The sequence below is a fragment of the Variovorax sp. Root318D1 genome (assembly GCF_001424835.1).
GTDB lineage: Bacteria > Pseudomonadota > Gammaproteobacteria > Burkholderiales > Burkholderiaceae_C > Variovorax.
Window position 1 is genome coordinate 91696 of the sequence record NZ_LMCQ01000023.1, and the last position, 18568, is coordinate 110263.

16 protein-coding genes and 1 tRNA gene are annotated in these 18568 nt (G+C 65.2%); 8 read left to right on the forward strand and 9 right to left on the reverse strand.

Features of this window, described 5'->3' with window-relative positions; translation table 11 throughout:
- Nucleotides 1-515 precede the first annotated feature (515 nt).
- Together ASC78_RS27755 and ASC78_RS21380 are read right to left on the reverse strand one after the other, a co-directional pair.
- A complete protein-coding gene (locus ASC78_RS27755; protein ID WP_157634504.1) occupies nucleotides 516-800 on the reverse strand; it encodes a hypothetical protein in 285 nt (94 codons plus the stop codon).
- Between the two features lie 55 nt (nucleotides 801-855).
- Nucleotides 856-929, reverse strand: a tRNA-Gly gene (locus ASC78_RS21380).
- 425 nt (nucleotides 930-1354) lie between these two features.
- Between ASC78_RS21380 and ASC78_RS27545 the strand changes: the two genes are divergently transcribed.
- A complete protein-coding gene (locus tag ASC78_RS27545) occupies nucleotides 1355-1786 on the forward strand; it encodes a hypothetical protein (protein ID WP_157634505.1) in 432 nt (143 codons plus the stop codon).
- On the opposite strand, the gene ASC78_RS21390 is transcribed toward ASC78_RS27545, so the two are convergent.
- Nucleotides 1763-2038 (reverse strand): hypothetical protein, encoded by a 276-nt coding sequence (locus ASC78_RS21390; RefSeq protein WP_055805952.1) that lies wholly within the window; start codon nucleotides 2036-2038, stop codon nucleotides 1763-1765. The two genes, ASC78_RS27545 and ASC78_RS21390, sit on opposite strands and share 24 nt — an antisense overlap.
- Nucleotides 2039-2198: 160 nt before the next feature.
- Nucleotides 2199-3020 carry a ferritin-like domain-containing protein gene (locus ASC78_RS21395; RefSeq protein ID WP_055805956.1) on the reverse strand — a complete coding sequence of 274 codons (822 nt, stop codon included), beginning with the start codon at nucleotides 3018-3020 and terminating at the stop codon, nucleotides 2199-2201.
- 256 nt (nucleotides 3021-3276) lie between these two features.
- Between ASC78_RS21395 and alaS the strand changes: the two genes are divergently transcribed.
- From alaS to ASC78_RS21410, 3 genes are read left to right on the forward strand one after another with little or no spacing between them, the layout of a single operon-like run.
- Nucleotides 3277-5901 carry an alanine--tRNA ligase gene (alaS, locus tag ASC78_RS21400; RefSeq protein WP_055805959.1) on the forward strand — a complete coding sequence of 875 codons (2625 nt, stop codon included), beginning with the start codon at nucleotides 3277-3279 and terminating at the stop codon, nucleotides 5899-5901.
- Nucleotides 5901-6932 (forward strand): 2-dehydropantoate 2-reductase, encoded by a 1032-nt coding sequence (locus ASC78_RS21405; RefSeq protein ID WP_055805962.1) that lies wholly within the window; start codon nucleotides 5901-5903, stop codon nucleotides 6930-6932. Before alaS ends, ASC78_RS21405 begins: the two co-directional genes overlap by 1 nt.
- Nucleotides 6933-6992: 60 nt before the next feature.
- Entirely contained in the window at nucleotides 6993-8252 is a 1260-nt protein-coding gene (locus ASC78_RS21410) for a D-amino acid dehydrogenase (RefSeq protein ID WP_055805965.1), read from the forward strand.
- A gap of 33 nt (nucleotides 8253-8285) precedes the next feature.
- Here the strand turns inward: ASC78_RS21410 and ASC78_RS21415 are convergent, their stop codons facing one another.
- Nucleotides 8286-9035 (reverse strand): transporter substrate-binding domain-containing protein, encoded by a 750-nt coding sequence (locus tag ASC78_RS21415; RefSeq protein WP_055806731.1) that lies wholly within the window; start codon nucleotides 9033-9035, stop codon nucleotides 8286-8288.
- Nucleotides 9036-9095: 60 nt separating this feature from the next.
- Nucleotides 9096-9914: a substrate-binding domain-containing protein gene (locus ASC78_RS21420; protein ID WP_055806734.1), complete on the reverse strand. Its 819-nt coding sequence runs from the start codon at nucleotides 9912-9914 to the stop codon at nucleotides 9096-9098.
- Nucleotides 9915-10059: 145 nt separating this feature from the next.
- On the opposite strand from ASC78_RS21420, the gene ASC78_RS21425 reads away from it, so the two are divergent.
- Both ASC78_RS21425 and ASC78_RS21430 read left to right on the forward strand, forming a co-directional pair.
- A complete protein-coding gene (locus ASC78_RS21425; protein WP_055805968.1) occupies nucleotides 10060-10833 on the forward strand; it encodes a helix-turn-helix transcriptional regulator in 774 nt (257 codons plus the stop codon).
- A 31-nt stretch (nucleotides 10834-10864) separates the two neighbouring features.
- On the forward strand, nucleotides 10865-11779 hold the full coding sequence (locus ASC78_RS21430) for a DMT family transporter (RefSeq protein WP_055805970.1): 915 nt from the start codon (nucleotides 10865-10867) through the stop codon (nucleotides 11777-11779).
- Here the strand turns inward: ASC78_RS21430 and ASC78_RS28120 are convergent.
- Nucleotides 11765-11947, reverse strand: a complete 183-nt coding sequence (locus ASC78_RS28120) for a hypothetical protein (RefSeq protein WP_235505167.1) — start codon at nucleotides 11945-11947, stop codon at nucleotides 11765-11767. The genes ASC78_RS21430 and ASC78_RS28120 overlap by 15 nt on opposite strands.
- Here ASC78_RS28120 and ASC78_RS21440 point away from each other — a divergent pair.
- Together ASC78_RS21440 and ASC78_RS27760 are read left to right on the forward strand one after the other, a co-directional pair.
- Nucleotides 11934-13310: a sensor histidine kinase gene (locus ASC78_RS21440; RefSeq protein ID WP_235505168.1), complete on the forward strand. Its 1377-nt coding sequence runs from the start codon at nucleotides 11934-11936 to the stop codon at nucleotides 13308-13310. The genes ASC78_RS28120 and ASC78_RS21440 overlap by 14 nt on opposite strands.
- Nucleotides 13311-13504: 194 nt before the next feature.
- Nucleotides 13505-13966 carry a hypothetical protein gene (locus ASC78_RS27760; protein ID WP_200934356.1) on the forward strand — a complete coding sequence of 154 codons (462 nt, stop codon included), beginning with the start codon at nucleotides 13505-13507 and terminating at the stop codon, nucleotides 13964-13966.
- 57 nt (nucleotides 13967-14023) lie between these two features.
- On the opposite strand, the gene ASC78_RS21445 is transcribed toward ASC78_RS27760, so the two are convergent.
- Together ASC78_RS21445 and ASC78_RS21450 are read right to left on the reverse strand one after the other, a co-directional pair.
- Nucleotides 14024-14941, reverse strand: a complete 918-nt coding sequence (locus ASC78_RS21445) for a response regulator (RefSeq protein ID WP_055805980.1) — start codon at nucleotides 14939-14941, stop codon at nucleotides 14024-14026.
- On the reverse strand, nucleotides 14919-18314 hold the full coding sequence (locus ASC78_RS21450) for a hybrid sensor histidine kinase/response regulator (protein WP_235505169.1): 3396 nt from the start codon (nucleotides 18312-18314) through the stop codon (nucleotides 14919-14921). Before ASC78_RS21450 ends, ASC78_RS21445 begins: the two co-directional genes overlap by 23 nt.
- Nucleotides 18315-18568 lie beyond the last annotated feature (254 nt).

The window sequence follows — 18568 nt, forward strand, 5'->3', positions numbered from 1 at the left end:
AGGAGACAATCGCCCCCTTTCCTGGGTTCGCAACCATGACAAAGCGCCTGCCACTGGGCGCTTCGGCCTGCGCGGGACGTTCCAAGGGCGTGACCCAGGCCGGAGGCCGCGGCTCAAATTCGGTAGGAAAGGCTGGGGATGGCTAGGTCCGCATTTGGGATATGCGGGGCATGCGAGGCGCCTGCCAGTCAATTGGGTATCCGCGGTTCTCACTCGGGAACCGAAGCGGATCCGGGTGCCGAGGCTTAGTACCTATGGCCTATGCAATTTGGGAATCAATCGGGTAGTAGATTTGTTGTGATCTACCCGCGGCCTGTAAGAGTTTTAAAAATTCCGGCAATGAATCCTGAAGTCGTGTGATTCTCTGCAACAACTTCGCTTGATAGTCTGGGGTTTTTGTTGAAGGACACGAAATGATGGGTGATATTTTGTTGCCCAATGTGGCCTTGAGCATTCCGGCAGTTATTTTCCTTCGAAGCTCGAATGGGCCCCGAGGCAATAATTGCCAATGCCACTTATTTCGGCAACGCGCAATGGCGCAGAAATATCTGAACGTGGCCGATATCGCCGCCAACAATGCGTCGCTGCATCACTGCGACGACATGGCGATCCGCACAACCATCAAATCGGCGCCGAGGCGCTGTCCGGTGTGCCGGGGGCTGCGAAGTGGAAATATCGGCGCTGTCCGGGCGCCGGCAGTCGTCGCCGGCCAGCGCGCTGTTGATGTGCGTGGCCAGGCAGCGTGGCGATTCGTCAGGGGCCGCGGCGAGGTCGGGCAAGAAGCCAACCTGCAGGTTCAAGCAGCCGTCGAGGCGTTTGCGCCGCCTGTGAGAGGCGCGCGGACGCCTGGGCTGATGGAGCGGGTGAAGGGAATCGAACCCTCGTATGAAGCTTGGGAAGCTGCCGTTCTACCATTGAACTACACCCGCATTTTGTCGACGTCGGCCGCATGCCTGCGGGAGACGAATGCGGGAGTATAGGTCCATGGTTCAGATGATGAACCACAAAGCGAGCAACACAAGCAAATACGAAGACACCAAGAGCTGAGCGAACTGTTTGGCCATGTGCGTTCTCCAGTGAGGTGGTCGACTGGCGCTGCTTTTGCCCGTCCTGGACAAAGCGTTTCGTCGTGAAGCCACTGTAGAAATTGCGCCGCACCCGCGCATGAGCGGTACGCACCTTCTCCATGGAGACAAATGCCCGGGGACAAAAGCCCCAACTCTTCAGTGCCGATCCAGGACTTACCGAACGAGAAGGAAAGGGCATTCCTTCCATGTGCTTATGTCGCCGGCGCAATCAAATACAGCGTCGAGACGATACGGGCCGGCCCTCCGGCGTTCACCTAAGGAAGCACATGACCACCGATCAGCTCAACGGGGAATCGGGGAGCGACACACTGAGCTACAGCCTCAGCGAAAACATCGGGGCGCGCCTCTCTATTCGACGCGTCACGGATCCTCGCCAGTGCTGCGGTCCTCTGGCTGGTGCATCCGACTCGCCTTGTGCATCAGTCATGTGCCGCAGTGGCAACGCAGAGAAGAAAACAAGCGACGACTCGCCGGTCGACCTTTCCGAAATGGCGAGACGCCGGATCGCGTACGCTGCCAAAGTCACAGAGCTTCAATACAAGCAGGCAAAACGGATCTGCGACGAGATTTGCGGAATGCCGATCGGCAGGAACGACCCGATGGTGCTGGCGGTCCTCAAGGCGATCTCGACCAACTACGCCGCTCTGGATCACGCGGCCGAGTCATGCGCGAAGTCACATCAAACGCAATCCACCTGAAAACCGGATCAAAGGCGTTGCGAACATGGCCGAGCTGGTGATCGCCCCAAGTTCGGCCAAGCCGTCCTCCGTGATGCGGGTCACGGTGGCCACGCGCTCTTCAGCGTGCCTGATATGCGATGGGATGGTGCTGAACTCAGCCTCAACCAAGCCTGTAGCGAGAAGCACCGAGATCATTCGAACTTCATCAGGATGGGTGACGCGGACAGGCAGCTGCACCCGGTGCAGCCTCGAAAGAAATGAGAGTGGCATTTTGATCCCTCGGGACCGCTGGTTGCTGTTCTGAACTCTGGTGTTTTGGCTTGTTTCATGTGAATTTTTCCCATTTGCCGAACTCACCACGTCAGAAAAAGTCGATCGCCCGTGTAGTCTGGCTTGGGATCGCAGCCCCCATCTCCCATGGGTAGACCATTCAGCGTAGGAACACATGCTCCATGAACTGCCTGATCGGGTACTGGATCACGGTTTCCACCCTGGCCGGCAGTTCCAGCGGTCGCATCAGCATCTTGAGCGTGGCACCTGGGCTCAGGTTGGTGCGCACGGTGCCGTTGATGCGCGCGCTCAATTGCCGGATGTAAGCCGCATCGCCGGCACGCCCGGGTGATCGGGCGCGCACCACGTGGCGGACGGCGCATTCGGCATCCTCGCTCTTGAGCTCCAGTGTGCGCCGACCGATGATGCCCAGCACGCGAAAACGGCCCAGCCGCTCCTCTTGCCGATAGCGGCGGAAGAAGCGGTAGAAGTGCTTGTAATGACTGACCTCGTCGGCCGCGATGCGTCTTGCAAGGTCGCGCAGCACGGGCTCGTCCGTGGCGCGGGCCAGGGCACGGTAGTAGGTGGCGGTGCCGGTCTCGACCACGCAGCGCGCGGCCAGTTCGAGCCCGCGGGTTGGGGAGAGCAGTTCCACCTTGCACAAGGTGGCGTATTCCTCCAGAAACCCGCGGTAGGCGGTCTCCCAGTCGAACTCGGGCCAGACGTGGGACACATAGGCTCGCAAGGCTTGGCCGTGCTGCAGTTCCTCTGCTTCCCAATAGCGGGTGAGCCAGGCGGTAACCTCCTCGTCGCCTTGGAAAAAGTCGACCAGGTTCTGGGTATACAGGTCTGAGCCGCTTTCGATGAACGAGGCGCAAGCAACGAGGTAAAAAAGATTGTCGTCCTGGCGGACCTCCGCTCGTGCAATGCGCGAAAAGTCCAAATCCTCGATTTTCCAGTGTGCCGCCTCATGACCTGCCATGCATGCTCCTTGATTCACGTTTGAAATGAATGAATAGGACGAAGGCCGGCGCGTTTGGTTCTGCACGCTAATTCCCATGTCAGCTTTGGCGCTCCCCGGGGCGCCCGCGCCGCTTTGGCCTCTGGGCGCGTGTCCGGTGGCCAAACCTATAATCGTTTGTTCAAGCAAATCAAGCAGTCAGGTCGGTTCGACGCCGTGGTTTCGACGAGAGGGTCGCCATCGCCAGGCCGCCCTCGACAGCAGACGAAATCCAAAGATGAGCCAGCCCACATTCACGGTCGCGGACATTCGCAAGACCTTTCTCGACTTCTTCGCTTCCAAAGGCCACACGGTGGTGGCCTCCAGCTCGCTGGTGCCGGGCAACGACCCCACGCTCATGTTCACCAACTCGGGCATGGTGCAGTTCAAGGACGTGTTCCTGGGCGAAGACAAGCGCCCGTACGTTCGCGCCGCCTCGGTCCAGGCCTGCCTGCGCGCCGGCGGCAAGCACAACGACCTGGAGAACGTGGGCTACACCGCGCGCCACCACACCTTCTTCGAGATGCTGGGCAACTGGAGCTTTGGCGACTACTTCAAGCGCGAATCGCTCAAGTGGGCCTTCGAGCTGCTGACCGAGGTCTACAAGCTGCCGGCTGAAAAACTCTGGGCCACGGTCTACATCGAGGACGACGAGGCCTACGACATCTGGACCAAGGAAATCGGCCTGCCGCCGGAGCGCGTGGTGCGCATCGGCGACAACAAGGGCGGCCGCTACATGTCCGACAACTTCTGGATGATGGCCGACACCGGACCTTGCGGCCCGTGCTCCGAAATCTTCTACGACCACGGCCCCGAAATCCCGGGCGGCCCGCCCGGAAGCCCCGATGAAGACGGCGACCGCTACATCGAGATCTGGAACAACGTGTTCATGCAGTTCGACATGCAGCCCGATGGCTCGGTCAAGAAGCTGCCCGCCCCCTGCGTCGACACCGGCATGGGCCTGGAGCGGCTGGCGGCCATCCTGCAGCACGTGCACAGCAACTACGAGATCGACATCTTCGACGCGCTCATCAAGGCCGCGTCGCGCGAAACCGGCGAGAAAGACCTGGGCAACAACTCGCTGCGCGTGATTGCCGACCACATCCGTGCCACCTCTTTCCTGGTGGCCGACGGCGTCATTCCTTCGAACGAAGGCCGCGGCTACGTGCAGCGCCGCATCGTGCGCCGCGCCATTCGCCACGGCTACAAGCTGGGCCAGAAGAAGCCCTTCTTCCACAAGCTGGTGCCTGACCTCGTGAAGCTGATGGGCGATGCCTACCCCAAGCTCGTGGCCGATGAAAAACGCATCATCGAAACGCTGAAGGCCGAGGAAGAACGCTTCTTCGAAACGCTGGCCAACGGCATGGAGATTCTCGATGCGGCCTTGGCCGGCAATGCCAAGACGCTGCCGGGCGAGGTCGCTTTCAAGCTGCACGACACCTACGGCTTCCCGCTCGACCTGTCGGCCGACGTGTGCCGCGAGCGCAGCGTGAGCGTCGACGAAGCCGGCTTCACCGCCGCCATGGAAAAGCAGAAGGCCGCGGGCCGCGCTGCCGGCAAGTTCAAGATGGACCGCAACGTCGAATACGGCGGCGCGGGCAACGTCTTCACCGGCTATGAGCACCTCGAAGAAAGCGCCAAGGTCGTGGCGCTGTACTTCGAAGGCGCGGCCGTCAACGAACTGAAGGAAGGCCAGCCCGGCATCGTGGTGCTCGACACCACGCCGTTCTATTCGGAGAGCGGCGGCCAGGTCGGCGACCAGGGCGTGCTCGTGGCTGAAGGCGTGCAGTTCGGCGTGGAAGACACGCAGAAGATCAAGGCCGACGTGTTCGGCCACCACGGCACGCAAACGCAAGGCACGTTGAAGGTGGGCGACACGGTCAAGGCCGCCGTCGACACCGCGCGCCGCGACGCGACCATGCGCAACCACTCGGTCACCCACCTGATGCACAAGGCCCTGCGCGAAGTGCTGGGCGGCCACGTGCAGCAGAAGGGCTCGCTGGTCGACGCCGACAAGACGCGCTTCGACTTCGCGCACAACGCGGCCGTCACGCACGACCAGATTCTCGAAATCGAAAAGCGCGTGAACGCCGAGATCCTTGCCAACACCGAGACGCACGCGCGCGTGATGGACATGGAGTCGGCCCAGAAGACCGGCGCCATGATGCTGTTCGGCGAAAAGTACGGCGAGAGCGTGCGGGTGCTCGACATCGGCACCAGCCGCGAACTCTGCGGCGGCACCCACGTGGGCCGCACGGGCGACATCGGCCTGTTCAAGATCGTGAGCGAAGGCGGCGTGGCTGCCGGCGTGCGCCGTATCGAAGCGGTTACGGGCGCCAACGCACTCAGCTACTTGCAAGACCTCGAATCCACGGTGCAGAGCGTGGCCGCCACGCTCAAGTCGCCAGCCGCCGAACTGCAGGGCCGGCTCACGCAGGTGCTGGAGCAGGTGAGGGCGCTGGAGCGCGAAGTGGGCTCGCTCAAGGGCAAGCTCGCATCGTCCAAGGGCGACGAACTCCTGGCGCAGGCAGTGGACGTCAACGGCATCAAGGTGCTGGCCGCCAAGCTCGACGGTGCTGACGCCAAGACGCTGCGCGACACCATGGACAAGCTCAAGGACAAGCTCAAGACGGCAGTGGTCGTGCTGGCCGCGGTCGACGGCGCCAAGGTGCAGGTGGCCGCGGGCGTCACGAGCGACACGGTGGGCAAGGTCAAGGCGGGCGAGCTGGTCAACTTCGTCGCGCAGCAGGTGGGCGGCAAGGGCGGCGGCAAGGCCGACATGGCCATGGCCGGCGGTACCGACCCCGCGGGCGTGCCGGCCGCACTCCGATCGGTGGAAGCCTGGGTGGCGGAACGCACCTGATGGCCGGCACCGAGGTGCTCGGCCCCCCGCCCGGCGAAGTGCTGGTGATGGGGGCGGGCACCATCGGTTGCTTCATCGGCGGCAGCCTGGCGGCGGCGGGTGTCCCCGTCACCTTCGTCGGCCGACCGCGCGTGCTGCGCAATCTTGCGGACCATGGCCTCTCACTGAGCGACATCGAAGGCGGTGCGCATCGCCTGCCTGCCGCCAGCCTGCGGGTGAGCGAGCAGGTGCCGGTGGGCGCAACGCCAGCTTTGGTTCTCCTGTGCGTGAAGAGTGGCGCCACGGCAGAGGCGGCGGCCGAGTTGGCCTTCGCACTGCCCGCGGGCACCACGGTGGTCTCGTTCCAGAACGGAATTTCCAACTGTGCCGCGGCTTCGCAGGCGGGGCCCACCCTCAACGTTCTGCCGGGCATGGTGCCGTACAACGTGGCCGAGACTGGCCCGGGTGCCTTTCACCGCGGTACGTCCGGACGGCTTGCCGCACAAGACGATGCGGCTCTGCGACCGTGGCTGCCAGTGTTCGAAGGCGCGGGCATCCCGCTCGACCTGTACGCGGACCTGCTGCCGGTGCAATGGGGCAAGCTGCTGCTCAACCTCAACAACCCCGTCAATGCACTGTCTGGCCTGCCGCTGCGCGAAGAACTGCTGCAGCGTGGCTTTCGGCAATGCTTTGCCGCGCTGATCGACGAGGCGCTGGGCGTGCTCGGCCGTGCCGGCATCGCGCCTGCCCAGGTGGCCGCGGTGCCGGCGCAGCGCCTGTCCGCGGTGCTGCGGCTGCCCGACTGGCTCTTTCGAATCGTCGCGGCGCGCATGCTGCGCATCGACGCCAAGGCCCGTTCCAGCATGGCGGACGACCTGGCGCTCGGACGCCGTACCGAGATCGATGCGCTCAGCGGCGAGGTCGTGCGGCTCGCGCGAGACCACGAGCTGGAGGCTCCGCGCAACGCACGAATGTTCGCGCTGCTCGAAGACTGGCCGAAGCAGCCCAGGCGCTGGACGGCACGGCAATTGCAAGACGCACTCGGCCTTTAGCGTGGAGGAACCTGTACCCTCTCGGGCCATTGCCGTGCGTGGCATTCAAGGGGAGTTCTCATGCAGGTTCTGATTCTCGGCAGCGGTGTCATCGGCACCTCGGTGGCGTACTACCTGGCGCGTGCCGGCCACGACGTGACGGTGCTCGAACGCCAGCCCGCGCCGGCGCTCGAAACCAGCTTCGGCAATGCCGGCGAAGTGTCGCCTGGCTACTCCGCGCCATGGGCCGGGCCGGGCGTGCCGCTCAAGGCCGTCAAGTGGATGCTCATGCGGCACAGCCCGCTGGTGATCAAGCCCATGCTGGATCCGGCCATGTGGCGCTGGGGCCTTTCAATGCTGCGCAACTGCACGCAGGCGCGCTACGAGCTCAACAAGGGCCGCATGGTACGGCTCGCCGAATACAGCCGCGATTGCCTCAAGGCCCTGCGCGCCGACACGGGCATCAGTTATGACGAACGCGCGCTTGGCACCTTGCAGCTGTTTCGAACTCAGAAGCAGCTCGACGGCATCGTCAAGGACGTGGAAGTGCTCAAGGCCTCCGGCGTGCCCTACCAGGTGCTCGACCGCGAAGGCTGCGTTCAGTACGAACCTGCGCTTGCAGTGGTGAAGAGCAAGTTTGTTGGAGGCCTGCGCCTGCCGGGCGACGAGACTGGCGACTGCTTCAAGTTCACGCAGGCACTGGCCGTGCTGGCCGAGGCCGCCGGCGTGAAGTTCCGCTTCGGCGTGAGCATCGAGGCCATCGAGCACGATGCCGGCGGCGTGACAGGCGTAAGAACCGATGCCGGCCGCTTCACTGCGGACCGCTACGCGGTGGCGCTGGGCAGCTACTCGCCGGCCATGGTCAAGCCGCTGGGCATCGACCTGCCGGTGTATCCGGTCAAGGGCTTCTCGATCACGGTGCCCATTTCCGATGCCAGCGGCGCGCCCGAATCCACCGTGATGGACGAGACCTTCAAGGTCGCCGTCACCCGGCTGGGCGACCGCATCCGCGTGGGTGGCACCGCGCAGCTTTCAGGCTTCGACCTGCGGCTCGATGCCGGGCGGCGCGACACGCTCGAGCATGTCGTGACCGATCTTTTTCCAAAAGGCGGCGACGTGCGGGAGGCGTCCTTCTGGACCGGCCTGCGTCCCATGACGCCGGACGGCACGCCGGTGATCGGCGCCACGCGCATTCCCAAGCTGATGCTCTGTACCGGCCACGGCACGCTCGGCTGGACCATGGCGGCCGGCACGGGCCGCGTGATGGCCGACCTGATCGACGGCAGGCAGCCTGCGATCGACATGGAAGGGCTGACGGTGGCGCGCTACGGCGCAAGCTGATCAAGAGCGGCGCTGCACCGCATCTTGCGTTGCCTAATGAGCCGCGGGCGCGACGATGGCGCCTTCGATGCCGTGGCGCTCGAGTGCATCGGCCACGAAGCCGCTGGCCTTCATCTCCTCGACGAAGGCCGCGAGCATTGCCTGTGCCTCGGCGCCGCGGCTGGCCGGCGTGCCCATGGCTTGCTGGATCACCATGAAGCGGCCGGGTAGCAGGCGCACGCCCGGCTCGCGCTGCGCTTCGCCTTCGAGCAGCTGGCGAATGCCGGCGGCCACCTCGACCTGGCCCGAACGCAGCGCCGCCAGCGCCGCTGCTGCGCCCTGGAGGCGAACGATCTCGGCCTGCCTGATTTCGCGCGTGAGGAACAGGTCGTAGGCGCTGCCCGCGCCGACCGAGATCCGCTGGCCCGCGCGGTCGACCTGCGCGTTGTCCGTGAGCTCCGAAGCCTCGCGCACGAGGTAGCTGCCTTCGATCAGCACGTAGGGCGCGGTGAAGCGAAGCCCTTCGCTGCGCGCCGGGTCGATGGCAAAGAAGCCGATGTCGGCCTTCTCGTTCTTGACCGCCTCGACCGATGCCGCCGCTTTCTCGAACACGACGAGCTCGATGCCCACGCCGAGCCGGCGTGCGAACTCGCGCGCGAGGTCGATCGACAGGCCCACCGGCTCGCCGGTGGCCGCATCCTTGTTCGCGAGGATCGGGTTGCCGAGATTGATCGATGCGCGCAGCGTGCCGCTGGTCGCGAAGGCGGAGACGAGGGCGGGGGCAATGGGCTGTGGCTGGGTCATGGCGTCCATCGTTTCAGGGAAAAGATGGGCGCCAGTTTACTGACCGGCCGTATCAGCGCATCAACGTGCCGTCAGCGGCTCGAGCCCGGTCTTCGCGATGGTCGGCGCAGCTTCGGGCGAGTTGAGATAGCGGATCAGCTGGCGTGCCGCATCGGGCTGCTTCGAGGCGGTGGCAACGCCGGCCGAGAACACCGTCACCCGCTGCACCTCGGCAGGCAAGGGCCCGATGTAGTCGATGCCTTCGATCGGCAGCAGTTCGCTCACCTGTTGCAGCCCCAGCGCCGCGTCGCCGCGCGCCACCACCGTGCCCACGCGCTCGCTCAGGATGCGTTTGCTCTTGGGCTTGACCTGGTCTTCGATGCCGAGTTTCTTGAGCAGTTCGGTTTCGTAATAAGTGCCGCTGGCGCTGGCCGAGTAGGCGATGGAAGGCGCGGCCAAAAGCGTGCGCTTGAGCGCATCGACCGTTGCGATGTCGGGCTTGGGCGCACCTTTGCGCACCGCAAAGCCGATGGAGGATTTCACCAGGTCGACCTGGCTTCCCGGCACCACCTTGCCCTGTGCCACCAGCGCGTCGAGCGCCGGTCGCGCAAGGATCACCACGTCGGCCGCCTCGTTGCGCGACAGCCGGCTCGGAATCGAATCCTCGGCATTGCCCATCGAAGCGCCATAGGCCGTCTTGACCGTGCGTCCGCTGCTGCGCTCGAAGCCTGGGCGCAGGTCGTTGTAGGCTGCGGTGAAACCGCCAGAGGTCATCACGTGGATGTCGCCGCCGGCGCGCGGCGGGCTGCCGAAGCTGCCGCATCCGGCAAGCACGGCTGCGGCGGCCAGCAAAGCGGTGCGGCGGGTCAGGCGATTCATCGAGAAGGGCTGGGATTTCATGGCGTCTCCTGAGTGGTTTGCATCCATCGTAGGCAGCGAGGCTGTCAATCAGCCTTCAGCATTTTTGGGGTAAGTACCAAGGCGGGCAGCTTGGCTGCCAGAATGGGGAAAGCGGCCGTTTGCTAGTCGCTCCTTGTCGGGATCCATGACCTATCTTCGCAGCGTTCTTTTCGAAAGCGAATCCATTGGCTGCCAGCTGGCCACGCTGGATGCCGCCGAGCCAACGTGGAGTGCACCTTACCGCGTACAAGGGCCTCGCCTGTTGCTGCCGCTGACGCAGCGCTTCGAATGCCGTCTTGGCCTCAACGCCTTCGTATGTGATCCGGCGGCCGCATTGTGGTTGTCGCCCGATGATCCGTACCAGCTGAAGCGTCCGATGGGCGGGCAGCGGAGCGTGGTCCTCACACTCGCGGAAGAGGTCGAGCCGGCGGGCCGGTCTTATTTGCCGTTGAGCGGCCAAGCGAAGCTGCGTCGATGCTTGCAAGCGAATGCGGCACTGGCGATTGACCCACTGGAGATGCAGGAGCGCCTTCTTGGATTGGTCCAGAGCGTGCGGCCGGCCGACCGGCTCGGCCCATCGAAGTTCCATCATGCGGTCGAACGCGCGCGCGACTACATTGCCGCTGCGCCGGAACGCGGTGACACGCTCGACGACATTGCCAGGGCGGTGCATTGTTCGGCGTTTCACCTGGCGCGCCGGTTTCGCGTGCACACGGGAATGAGCCTGCACGGCTTTCGCAATCAGCTGCGGATGACGCTCGCGCTCGATCGCCTGCGCGAAGGCGAGCGGAGCATCAGCGCGCTCGCCCTTGACCTGGGCTTTGCAAGCCACGCGCACTTCACGGTGGCATTCGGGCGCGCCTTCGGAATGGCTCCGAGCCAGATGCGCACGAATTTGGAAGCGCCCCATTTGCATTGATTGAACACTGCGTGCTTCATCTCAACGGAGCATGCAGTTGGCCGATTTTCGAGTTTGGGTAGGCTTGGCTGCCGGTGTTGCCTCGGCGCTCATTGGGGGCGCCTGGCAGGTGGCTACGCGCCACTCGACGATCACAACGATCGCTCCGGCCGACCTGGCCATCCTGCGCTATGCCATACCGGCCATGGTTCTTGCGCCTGTGTGGCTGCGCGTGGGGCTGTTGCCTCGCGGGGTGCCGTTGCGCTCGCTGTTGGGAATGGTCCTTGGCGCCGGACTGCCGTCCGGGCTCGTCGCCATGACCGGAACAAAGTTCGCTCCATCAGCGCACATGGGCGTTTTCATGGCGGGCGCATCACCGCTCTTTGCCACGGGGTTCGCGTGGATGCTCTGGAACGACCGTCCGGCCCGCTCGCGCGCGTGGGGGTTGGCATTTCTCGTGGCAGGCATGGCAGTCTTGGGCGCAGGAAGCTTTCGAGGCATCGATATCGATGCTTGGCGGGGCGATCTGCTCTTTCTTCTCGCGGCCGCGCTGTGGGCCGGGTTCACGCTGTCGTTCAGGCGGTCCGGGCTCAGCGGATGGCAAGGCGCAGCGATCGTCAACGCATGGTCGGCGATCCTGCTCGTTCCATGGTTGCTGTGGCGGGGAGAAACGGGCCTGGTCGACGCCCCCGTGCGCGACGTGCTTTGGCAGGCGTTGATGCAAGGAGTGATTGCCGGATTGCTGGGGCTGTGGATCTTCAGCGCCGCCGTCTCGCGCCTTGGCGCGCCTCGGCCGTCGGCTTTCGGCGGACTGGTGCCCGTTTTTTCCGCGGGAGGCGGATGGTGGTGGCTGGCCGAACCCATCACGGGTGTCGACCTCTTGGCCATCATCAGCGCAGTGGTGGGCGTGGTGTTGGCAAGCGGTACCTGGACGCGCGGTGCCCAGGCGAAATCAACTGCGGGGTAAGTCGTACTCGCGCAGCATCACGGGCTCGATGGAGCCTTGCGCGACCCGGCGGCGCACGGCCGCTTCCATCTGGTCGGCGTTCTGCGTGTAGGTTTCGAGCGGATCGTCGCCCTGGGCGCCGGAGTGGTAGCGGTAGTGCAGGACCTCCCGGCCAATGCTCGCACCCATGGGGTGGCCATCGATCTGCACCCAGAAGCGCACCGTGCCGGAGGCCTCGTGGAAGAAGGGCGGGGCGACGGGGTTCGTCCCGGAAAGCGGCTGTTCAGTCATGGTGTGTGTTTCCGGTACGAGGAGCCTCAGGATACGCTTCGCCGAGTACCCCTTCTTCCGTCGCTTCCGGCATGCCAGCGCTGTTCACCGGACCGCCTGTTGTCCTACACGAGTGCATACTCGGTCCAGCATGCGCCTGAGCCAATTCATCAAAGACAACATCGAACCCATTCTTGTCGAGTGGGAATCCTTTGCACGAACGATGATCCCGCCGGCGGAGACCATGTCCGTCGTCGAGCTTCGGGACCATGCGCATGAGATCCTGCTGGCCATTGCAAGCGAAATGGATTCCACGCAATCCGAAAAGGAGCGCGAAGCCAAATCCAAGGGGCTCGCGGTACCGTTCCCAAAAGAGACTTTTGCCGCCGAACATGGAGGCTTGCGCCAGCGGGTGGGCTTCGATCTGTCTCAGCTGGGTGCGGAATATCGCGCGCTGCGGGCCACGGTTCTTCGCTTGTGGATGGGGAAGGTGGGGGTCGTCGACGCCGCGGTGCTCGAAGAAGTGGTGCGGTTCAACGAGGGCATCGACCAGGGCCTTGCAGAGGCCATGGCCACGTATTCCGACCATGTTGCCAATTCGAGGGACACCTTCCTTGCCGTGCTGGGGCACGACCTGAGAAACCCCCTGAGCGCGCTCAGTTCCTGCATTCAACTCCTCAGCCTGACAGGTGATGCCAAGCCCAAGGAGCGGACACTCCAGATCGCCAGACGAAGCATTGCGTCGATCAACGACATGGTGACCGACCTTCTCGAGTACACGCGCACCCGGCTCGGCCGCGGCATCGAAGTGGTTCCGCAGGAAGGCAACCTGGGCGCCCTGTGCCAGGAGGCCTTCGACGAAGTGTGCGCGGCGTATCCCCAGCGGGCACTGGTTGCCGATTTGCCAGGCGACGTGGTCCTGATGTTCGACGCGGCCCGCATGCGCCAGGTCCTGACGAATCTGCTGAGCAATGCCGTGCAGCACGGCGACCCCGCCTATCCCGTGGTGCTGCTGATCAGGGACGACGGGGCACATGCCACCCTGGTCGTCAAGAACCGGGGAAGGCCGATTCCTCCCGACGCGATGCAGGTGATCTTCAACCCGCTGGTGCAGGTTGCGACCCGCGAATCGGCGCCGCACGAGCGGCCCGCCACGAGCCTGGGGCTCGGCCTCTACATTGCGCGGGAGATCGTGACGGGCCACGGCGGCACCATCACGGTGACGTCGTCCGCGGCAGAAGGCACGGCATTCACCGTTCATCTGCCTCGCGGCGAGAAATAGCAAGGCTCGCCCTGCACGGGCGGCCGATGGCCGTAGTCCCTGCGGGCCCTAGCACCACGGCTGCCCCGCTATCCATTGCGTACCAACATCACCCCGACCGACTAGGCCGGCCTGCCGTGATGACTTTGGACTACAAGGTCGGTTTTCTCCCTCGACTAGGTTGCACCTGTCGAAACATCAACAAGGAGAATTCGATGAAGCTGAAACAGCGTATTGCACCGACCCTGGTCGCGGTCCTCATGGGCGCCTGCGTTGCACCCCTTGCCTTGGCTGCAGGTGGCGGCGGGGGAGGTGGTGGCGGGGGAGGCTCCGGCGGTGGTGGCGGTAGCGGTGGCGGTAGCGGCGGCGGCAGCGGCGGCGGAAGTGCCGGGGTAGGCGCAGCCGCAGGCGCGAATGCTAGCGGCGCGGGCGCGACGAGCGGATCCAACGCCTCGGCCAATGCAGCAACGCCGGCCACACCGGCCACGCCTGCAACGCCAGCCACGGCCACATCGCCTGCAACGCCGGCCACGCCGGCGACCCCGGCCACGCCGTCGGCGCAATCTTCATCGTCCACGATGTCTGCAACCCCGGCGACGCCCGCGGTGCCGGCTTCCAAGTCGGACACCAACACGACCATCCCTGCGGTGCCTGCAACGCCGGCGACGAAGAGGTAGGCAAGAAGACAGTCGAAGGGCCGGGCAGCGTGGTGCTGCCGGCCCTTTATCCCGCAATCAGGCCAGCTGTCCGCTGGCCAGTGCCGCTGCGGCGGCGCGCGTTTCCACGCCGAGCTTCTCGAAGATGTGTTCGAGGTGCTTGTTCACCGTGCGCGGACTGGTGCCGAGAATCTCTCCGATGTCGCGATTGGTCTTGCCCTTGGCAAGCCATGAAAGCACTTCGGTCTCGCGCGGCGTGAGCGCCGCATCGGCGAGCCGCGCCGCAGAAGAGGAGCCGGAGCCCGCCGCGCCGTCTCGCTGCGTGGCGAAAAGCAGCATGGTCTCCCCGAGCGCGGCGGCGCCCAGGTTGCGCACCGACAGCCGCGTGCCCGCCGCCGTGATCAGGACCATGGCCGCGCCGGGTGCAAGCGCGGGTTCGAGCGAGGCTGGCAGCAGCCCCGCCGCCGATGGGGCCTCAAGCGCCTGAAGCCACAGTGCGGCCTGCGGTGAACGCCATGCGATGCGCCCCTGCGCATCGACGAACACCACGCCCATGCCGGCCACGTCGACGGCATCGCGCGCCATGCGCGTGATGCGTGCGTTGCGCGTGTGGGTGTGCAGCCGCGCCAGCACCTCCTGCGCGCGAATCGGCTTCACCACATAGTCGACGCCGCCGCACGCAAAGCCCTCGACCACGTGCGCGGTTTCCGAGAGCCCGGTCATGAACAGCACCGGAATGTGCGCGAGTGCCGCATCTGCCTTGATGCGCCGGCAGGTCTCGAACCCCGAGAGGCCTGGCATCATGCCGTCCAGAAGGATGGCGTCGGGCACCACCAGTTCGAGGCGCTGCAGCGCGGCCTCGCCATCGGCGGCCACCAGCACGGTGTAGCCGCTGGCCTCGAGCGTGTCGCACAGCATGCCCAGGCTGCTGGGGGCGTCGTCGACCACCAGCACCACGGGGCGTTCGGTTTCATCAGGGAGCGAGAGTGTCTGCATCTTCTTCTGCGAGTGCCTTGCGGAGATTGTCGAGATCGAAGCGGTTGACCATGCCGCGCAGCCACGTGCAGGTGACGGCCGCTGGCGGCGAAGCGGCGGCCAGTCGGTCGAGCACCTGGTGCAGGCCGCGCACGTGGCCCATCTGCACCAGCCGCATGAGTTCGGCGCGGTCGTCTTCGGACAGCGCTAGCTGCTCCGGCTTGGCTGCGACCTCGGCGCTGGGCGGCATGGGGTCGTTCAGCGCCAGCCATTCGAGCCCCAGGTGGCGCTCCAGCGTGGCGATCAGCTGTGACTCGATAACCGGCTTGCCGACGAACGCCTGGCAGCCCGCCGCGCGCAGCAGCTCGCTCTGGTTCTCGAACATGTTGGCTGAGACGATGATGATCGGAATGCGGTCGAAGCCCGACGAGCGCACCAGGGCCGCGGTCTGCCAGCCGTCCATGTCGTCCATGGTGAGATCCAGCAAGATGGCGGAGGGCAGGTTTTCGCGCAGGCTGTCGAGGCACTCGGTGCCGCTCGCGGCCTCGCGCACCTCGAAGCCCAGCGGCGCGAGCATTCCGGCCAGCATCTGTCGCTGCACCGGCTGGTCGTCGACCACCAGCAGCGTGCGGCGTGCGCCGATGTAGCCCGACACCGGCCGCCGCAATGCGCCGGCTTGTGCTTCGGGCCCCGGCTCGGCCACTTCGCGCAGGTACACCCGCACGCCGAAGGTACTGCCCGCGGGTGAGGTGTCGGCCAGCCGCAGCTCGCCGCCCATCAGCGACGTGAGAAGGCCGGTGATGGTGAGGCCCAGGCCCGTGCCTGGCTCGCCGCGCCGGCGACCGGCGGCCCCGCGCTCGAATGGAAGAAAGATGCGTTGGTGGTCCTGCGGCGCCACGCCAATGCCGGTGTCGACCACGTCGAAACGCAGCACCTCGCGGCGCGCATCGACATGCAGAGTGACCGTGCCGCTGTCTGTGAAGCGCACCGCATTGGCCAGCAGGTTGATGAGAATCTGGCGCAGCCGCTTGGCATCGGCATGCACCCAGGGCGGCAGCCGCCCGCTGTGCGTGTACACGAACGCCAGGCCCTTGCTCTCCGCCTGCGGCCGCACCATGTGCACGAGCTCGTCGAGAAAGGCGGGCAGCGCGAGCGGAGCGGGCTCCAGCTGCAGCCGGCCGGCCTCGATGCGCGCCAGGTCGAGCAGCCCGTCGATCAGGCCCAGCATGTGCTCGCCGCTGCGCTGGATGGTCTGCACCGCCTCGCGCGGGGGCGCCGCGGCCTCGCCCTTGAGCAGGATCTGCGAATAGCCGAGGATGCTGTTCAACGGCGTGCGCAGCTCGTGCGTCATGCCAGCCACGTAGCGGGTCTTGGCTTGGTTGGCGGCCTCGGCGGCTTCCTTGGCGGTCTGCAGAGCGGCGTCGGTGCGCTGATGCGCCTCGATCTCGACGGTGAGCAGGTGGTTGTGCCGGTTCGATTCCTCCTGCGCCATCTGCCGGCTTTCGCTGCCCAGCACGATCCACCACGCGGCCACGGCCGCCACCAGCGAGAGCAGCGCAAACACCTTGAGAAAGGCGCTGCGGAGGGCCGGGTCCACGAGGTCCGAGCCCACGATGGTCTCTTGCGCATACACCACGCCCATCACCGTGGCCACAAGCGCCACGAGCGAGGTGGCCACCATCAGGTAGTGCGCCACGCGAAAGTTGAGTCGGGCAGAAAGTGCGGGCGGCAGCAGCGCCTTGAGCCACCCGCTCATCTGCTCGGCGGCGCGCGAGTCAGTCTTGCAGCGGTCGTGGCAGCGCGATTCCAAGGTGCAGCACAGCGAGCAGATTGGGGCGCTGTAAGCCGGACAGTGAGCCATGTCTTCCGACTCGAAGCTGTTGTCGCACACGGAGCACTTGACCATTTGCCCGGGCGTCCAGCGTTGGATGTCGGTGCGCGCCAGGTAGTAGCGCCCGCGCGTGCGCCAGGCCAGGAGCGGCGAAACCAACAGTGCCGTGACGAGCGCGATGAAGGGCGAAAACGCCCGCGCCCATTGCCCCAGCACGCCGGAGTAGGCCAGCATGGCCAACGCGGCCGCCACCAGCATGGCGCCCAGGCCGACCGGGTTGATGTCATAGAGGTGCGCGCGCTTGAACTCGATGGTGCGTGGGCTCCAGCCCAGCGGCTTGTTGATGACCAGGTCGGCCACCAGAGCGCCGACCCATGCAATGGCGATATTGCTATAGAAGCCCAGCACGTGTTCGAGTGCGGCGAACACGCCCAGCGTCATCAGCAGGATGGCAATGACCACGTTGAACACCAGCCACACCACTCGCCCCGGGTGGCTGTGCGTGAGCCGCGCGAAGAAGTTCGACCACGCCAGCGAACCCGCGTAGGCGTTGGTGAGGTTGATCTTCATCTGCGAGACCACCACGAAGAGCGTGGTGATCGCCAGCACCCAGGCCGGGTCGCGCAGCACGTATGAAAAGCCCGTGAGGTACATCAGCGTGGGCTCGATGGCGTGCTTGCCCGGGATCTCGTGCTGGAGCGCCAGAAACGCCAGGAAGGCGCCGCCCATCATCTTGAGCATGCCCGGCACGATCCACCCCGGCCCCGACACCAGCACAGCGGCCCACCAGCGGCCCCGGTTGGCGGCTGTTTTCTCGGGCAGGAAGCGCAGGTAGTCGACCTGCTCGCCAATCTGCACCACCAGCGAGAACGCCACCGTGGCAGCGGCGCCGAACATCAGTGGATCGAAGCTATTGCTGCCGGAGGTGCGGCCCGCGAGGCCAGTGAAGTCGGCATACAGCTCGGGCTTTTTCACCAGCACCGCCATGAAGGGGCAGATGAAAAGAACGATCCAGATCGGCTGCGTCCACAACTGCAGGCCCGAGATGAGCGTGATGCCGCGCATCACCAGCGGCACGATCACGATCGACGACAGCAGGTAAAGGAGCGGCAATGGCCAGTCGAGGTACAGCTGCAGTGCCAGCGCGAGGATGGCCGCCTCCAGCGCGAAGAAGATGAAGGTGAAGCTCGCATAGATGAGCGAGGTGAGCGTGGAGCCCAGGTAGCCGAAGCCCGCGCCGCGCGTGAGCAGGTCCATGTCCACGCCGTGCTTTGCCGCGTAGTAGGAAATCGGCAAACCCGTGAGGAACGTGATGAGCCCCACCACCAGGATGGCCCACAGCGCATTCGAGAAGCCGTAGTTCAGCGCGATGGCCCCGCCAATGGCCTCCAGCGCCAGGAACGAGGTGGCGCCGAAGGCCGCGTTGGCGACGCGGAACTCCGACCACTTGCGAAAGCTGCGCGGCGTGTAGCGCAGCGCGTAGTCCTCCAGCGTTTCGTTCGCGACCCATGCGTTGTAGTCGCGGCGGATGCGAAAGATCTTCTGGCCGGTGACGGGTTGCATGGTGGGGTCTAGCGGCAAGGGCGAGGGTGGCGGCATGGAAGGCAGCAGAGCAAGAAGCGCTCCCTGCGTGCTTTGCGCCCTTGTGCGCCCTTTGCGCGGCTTGCAAGTCTGCGTGCCCGGGCGCCTCCGGCCGCTACGTTGAATGACGTATTCGCGGCACAGCGAGTGATTTCTAAAGTACCAGCCATGGTGCTCGGGGCACCGTCCGATGCACAGCGATGGTGCGCGGCCAACCCATGTTTTCTTTTCTTCAA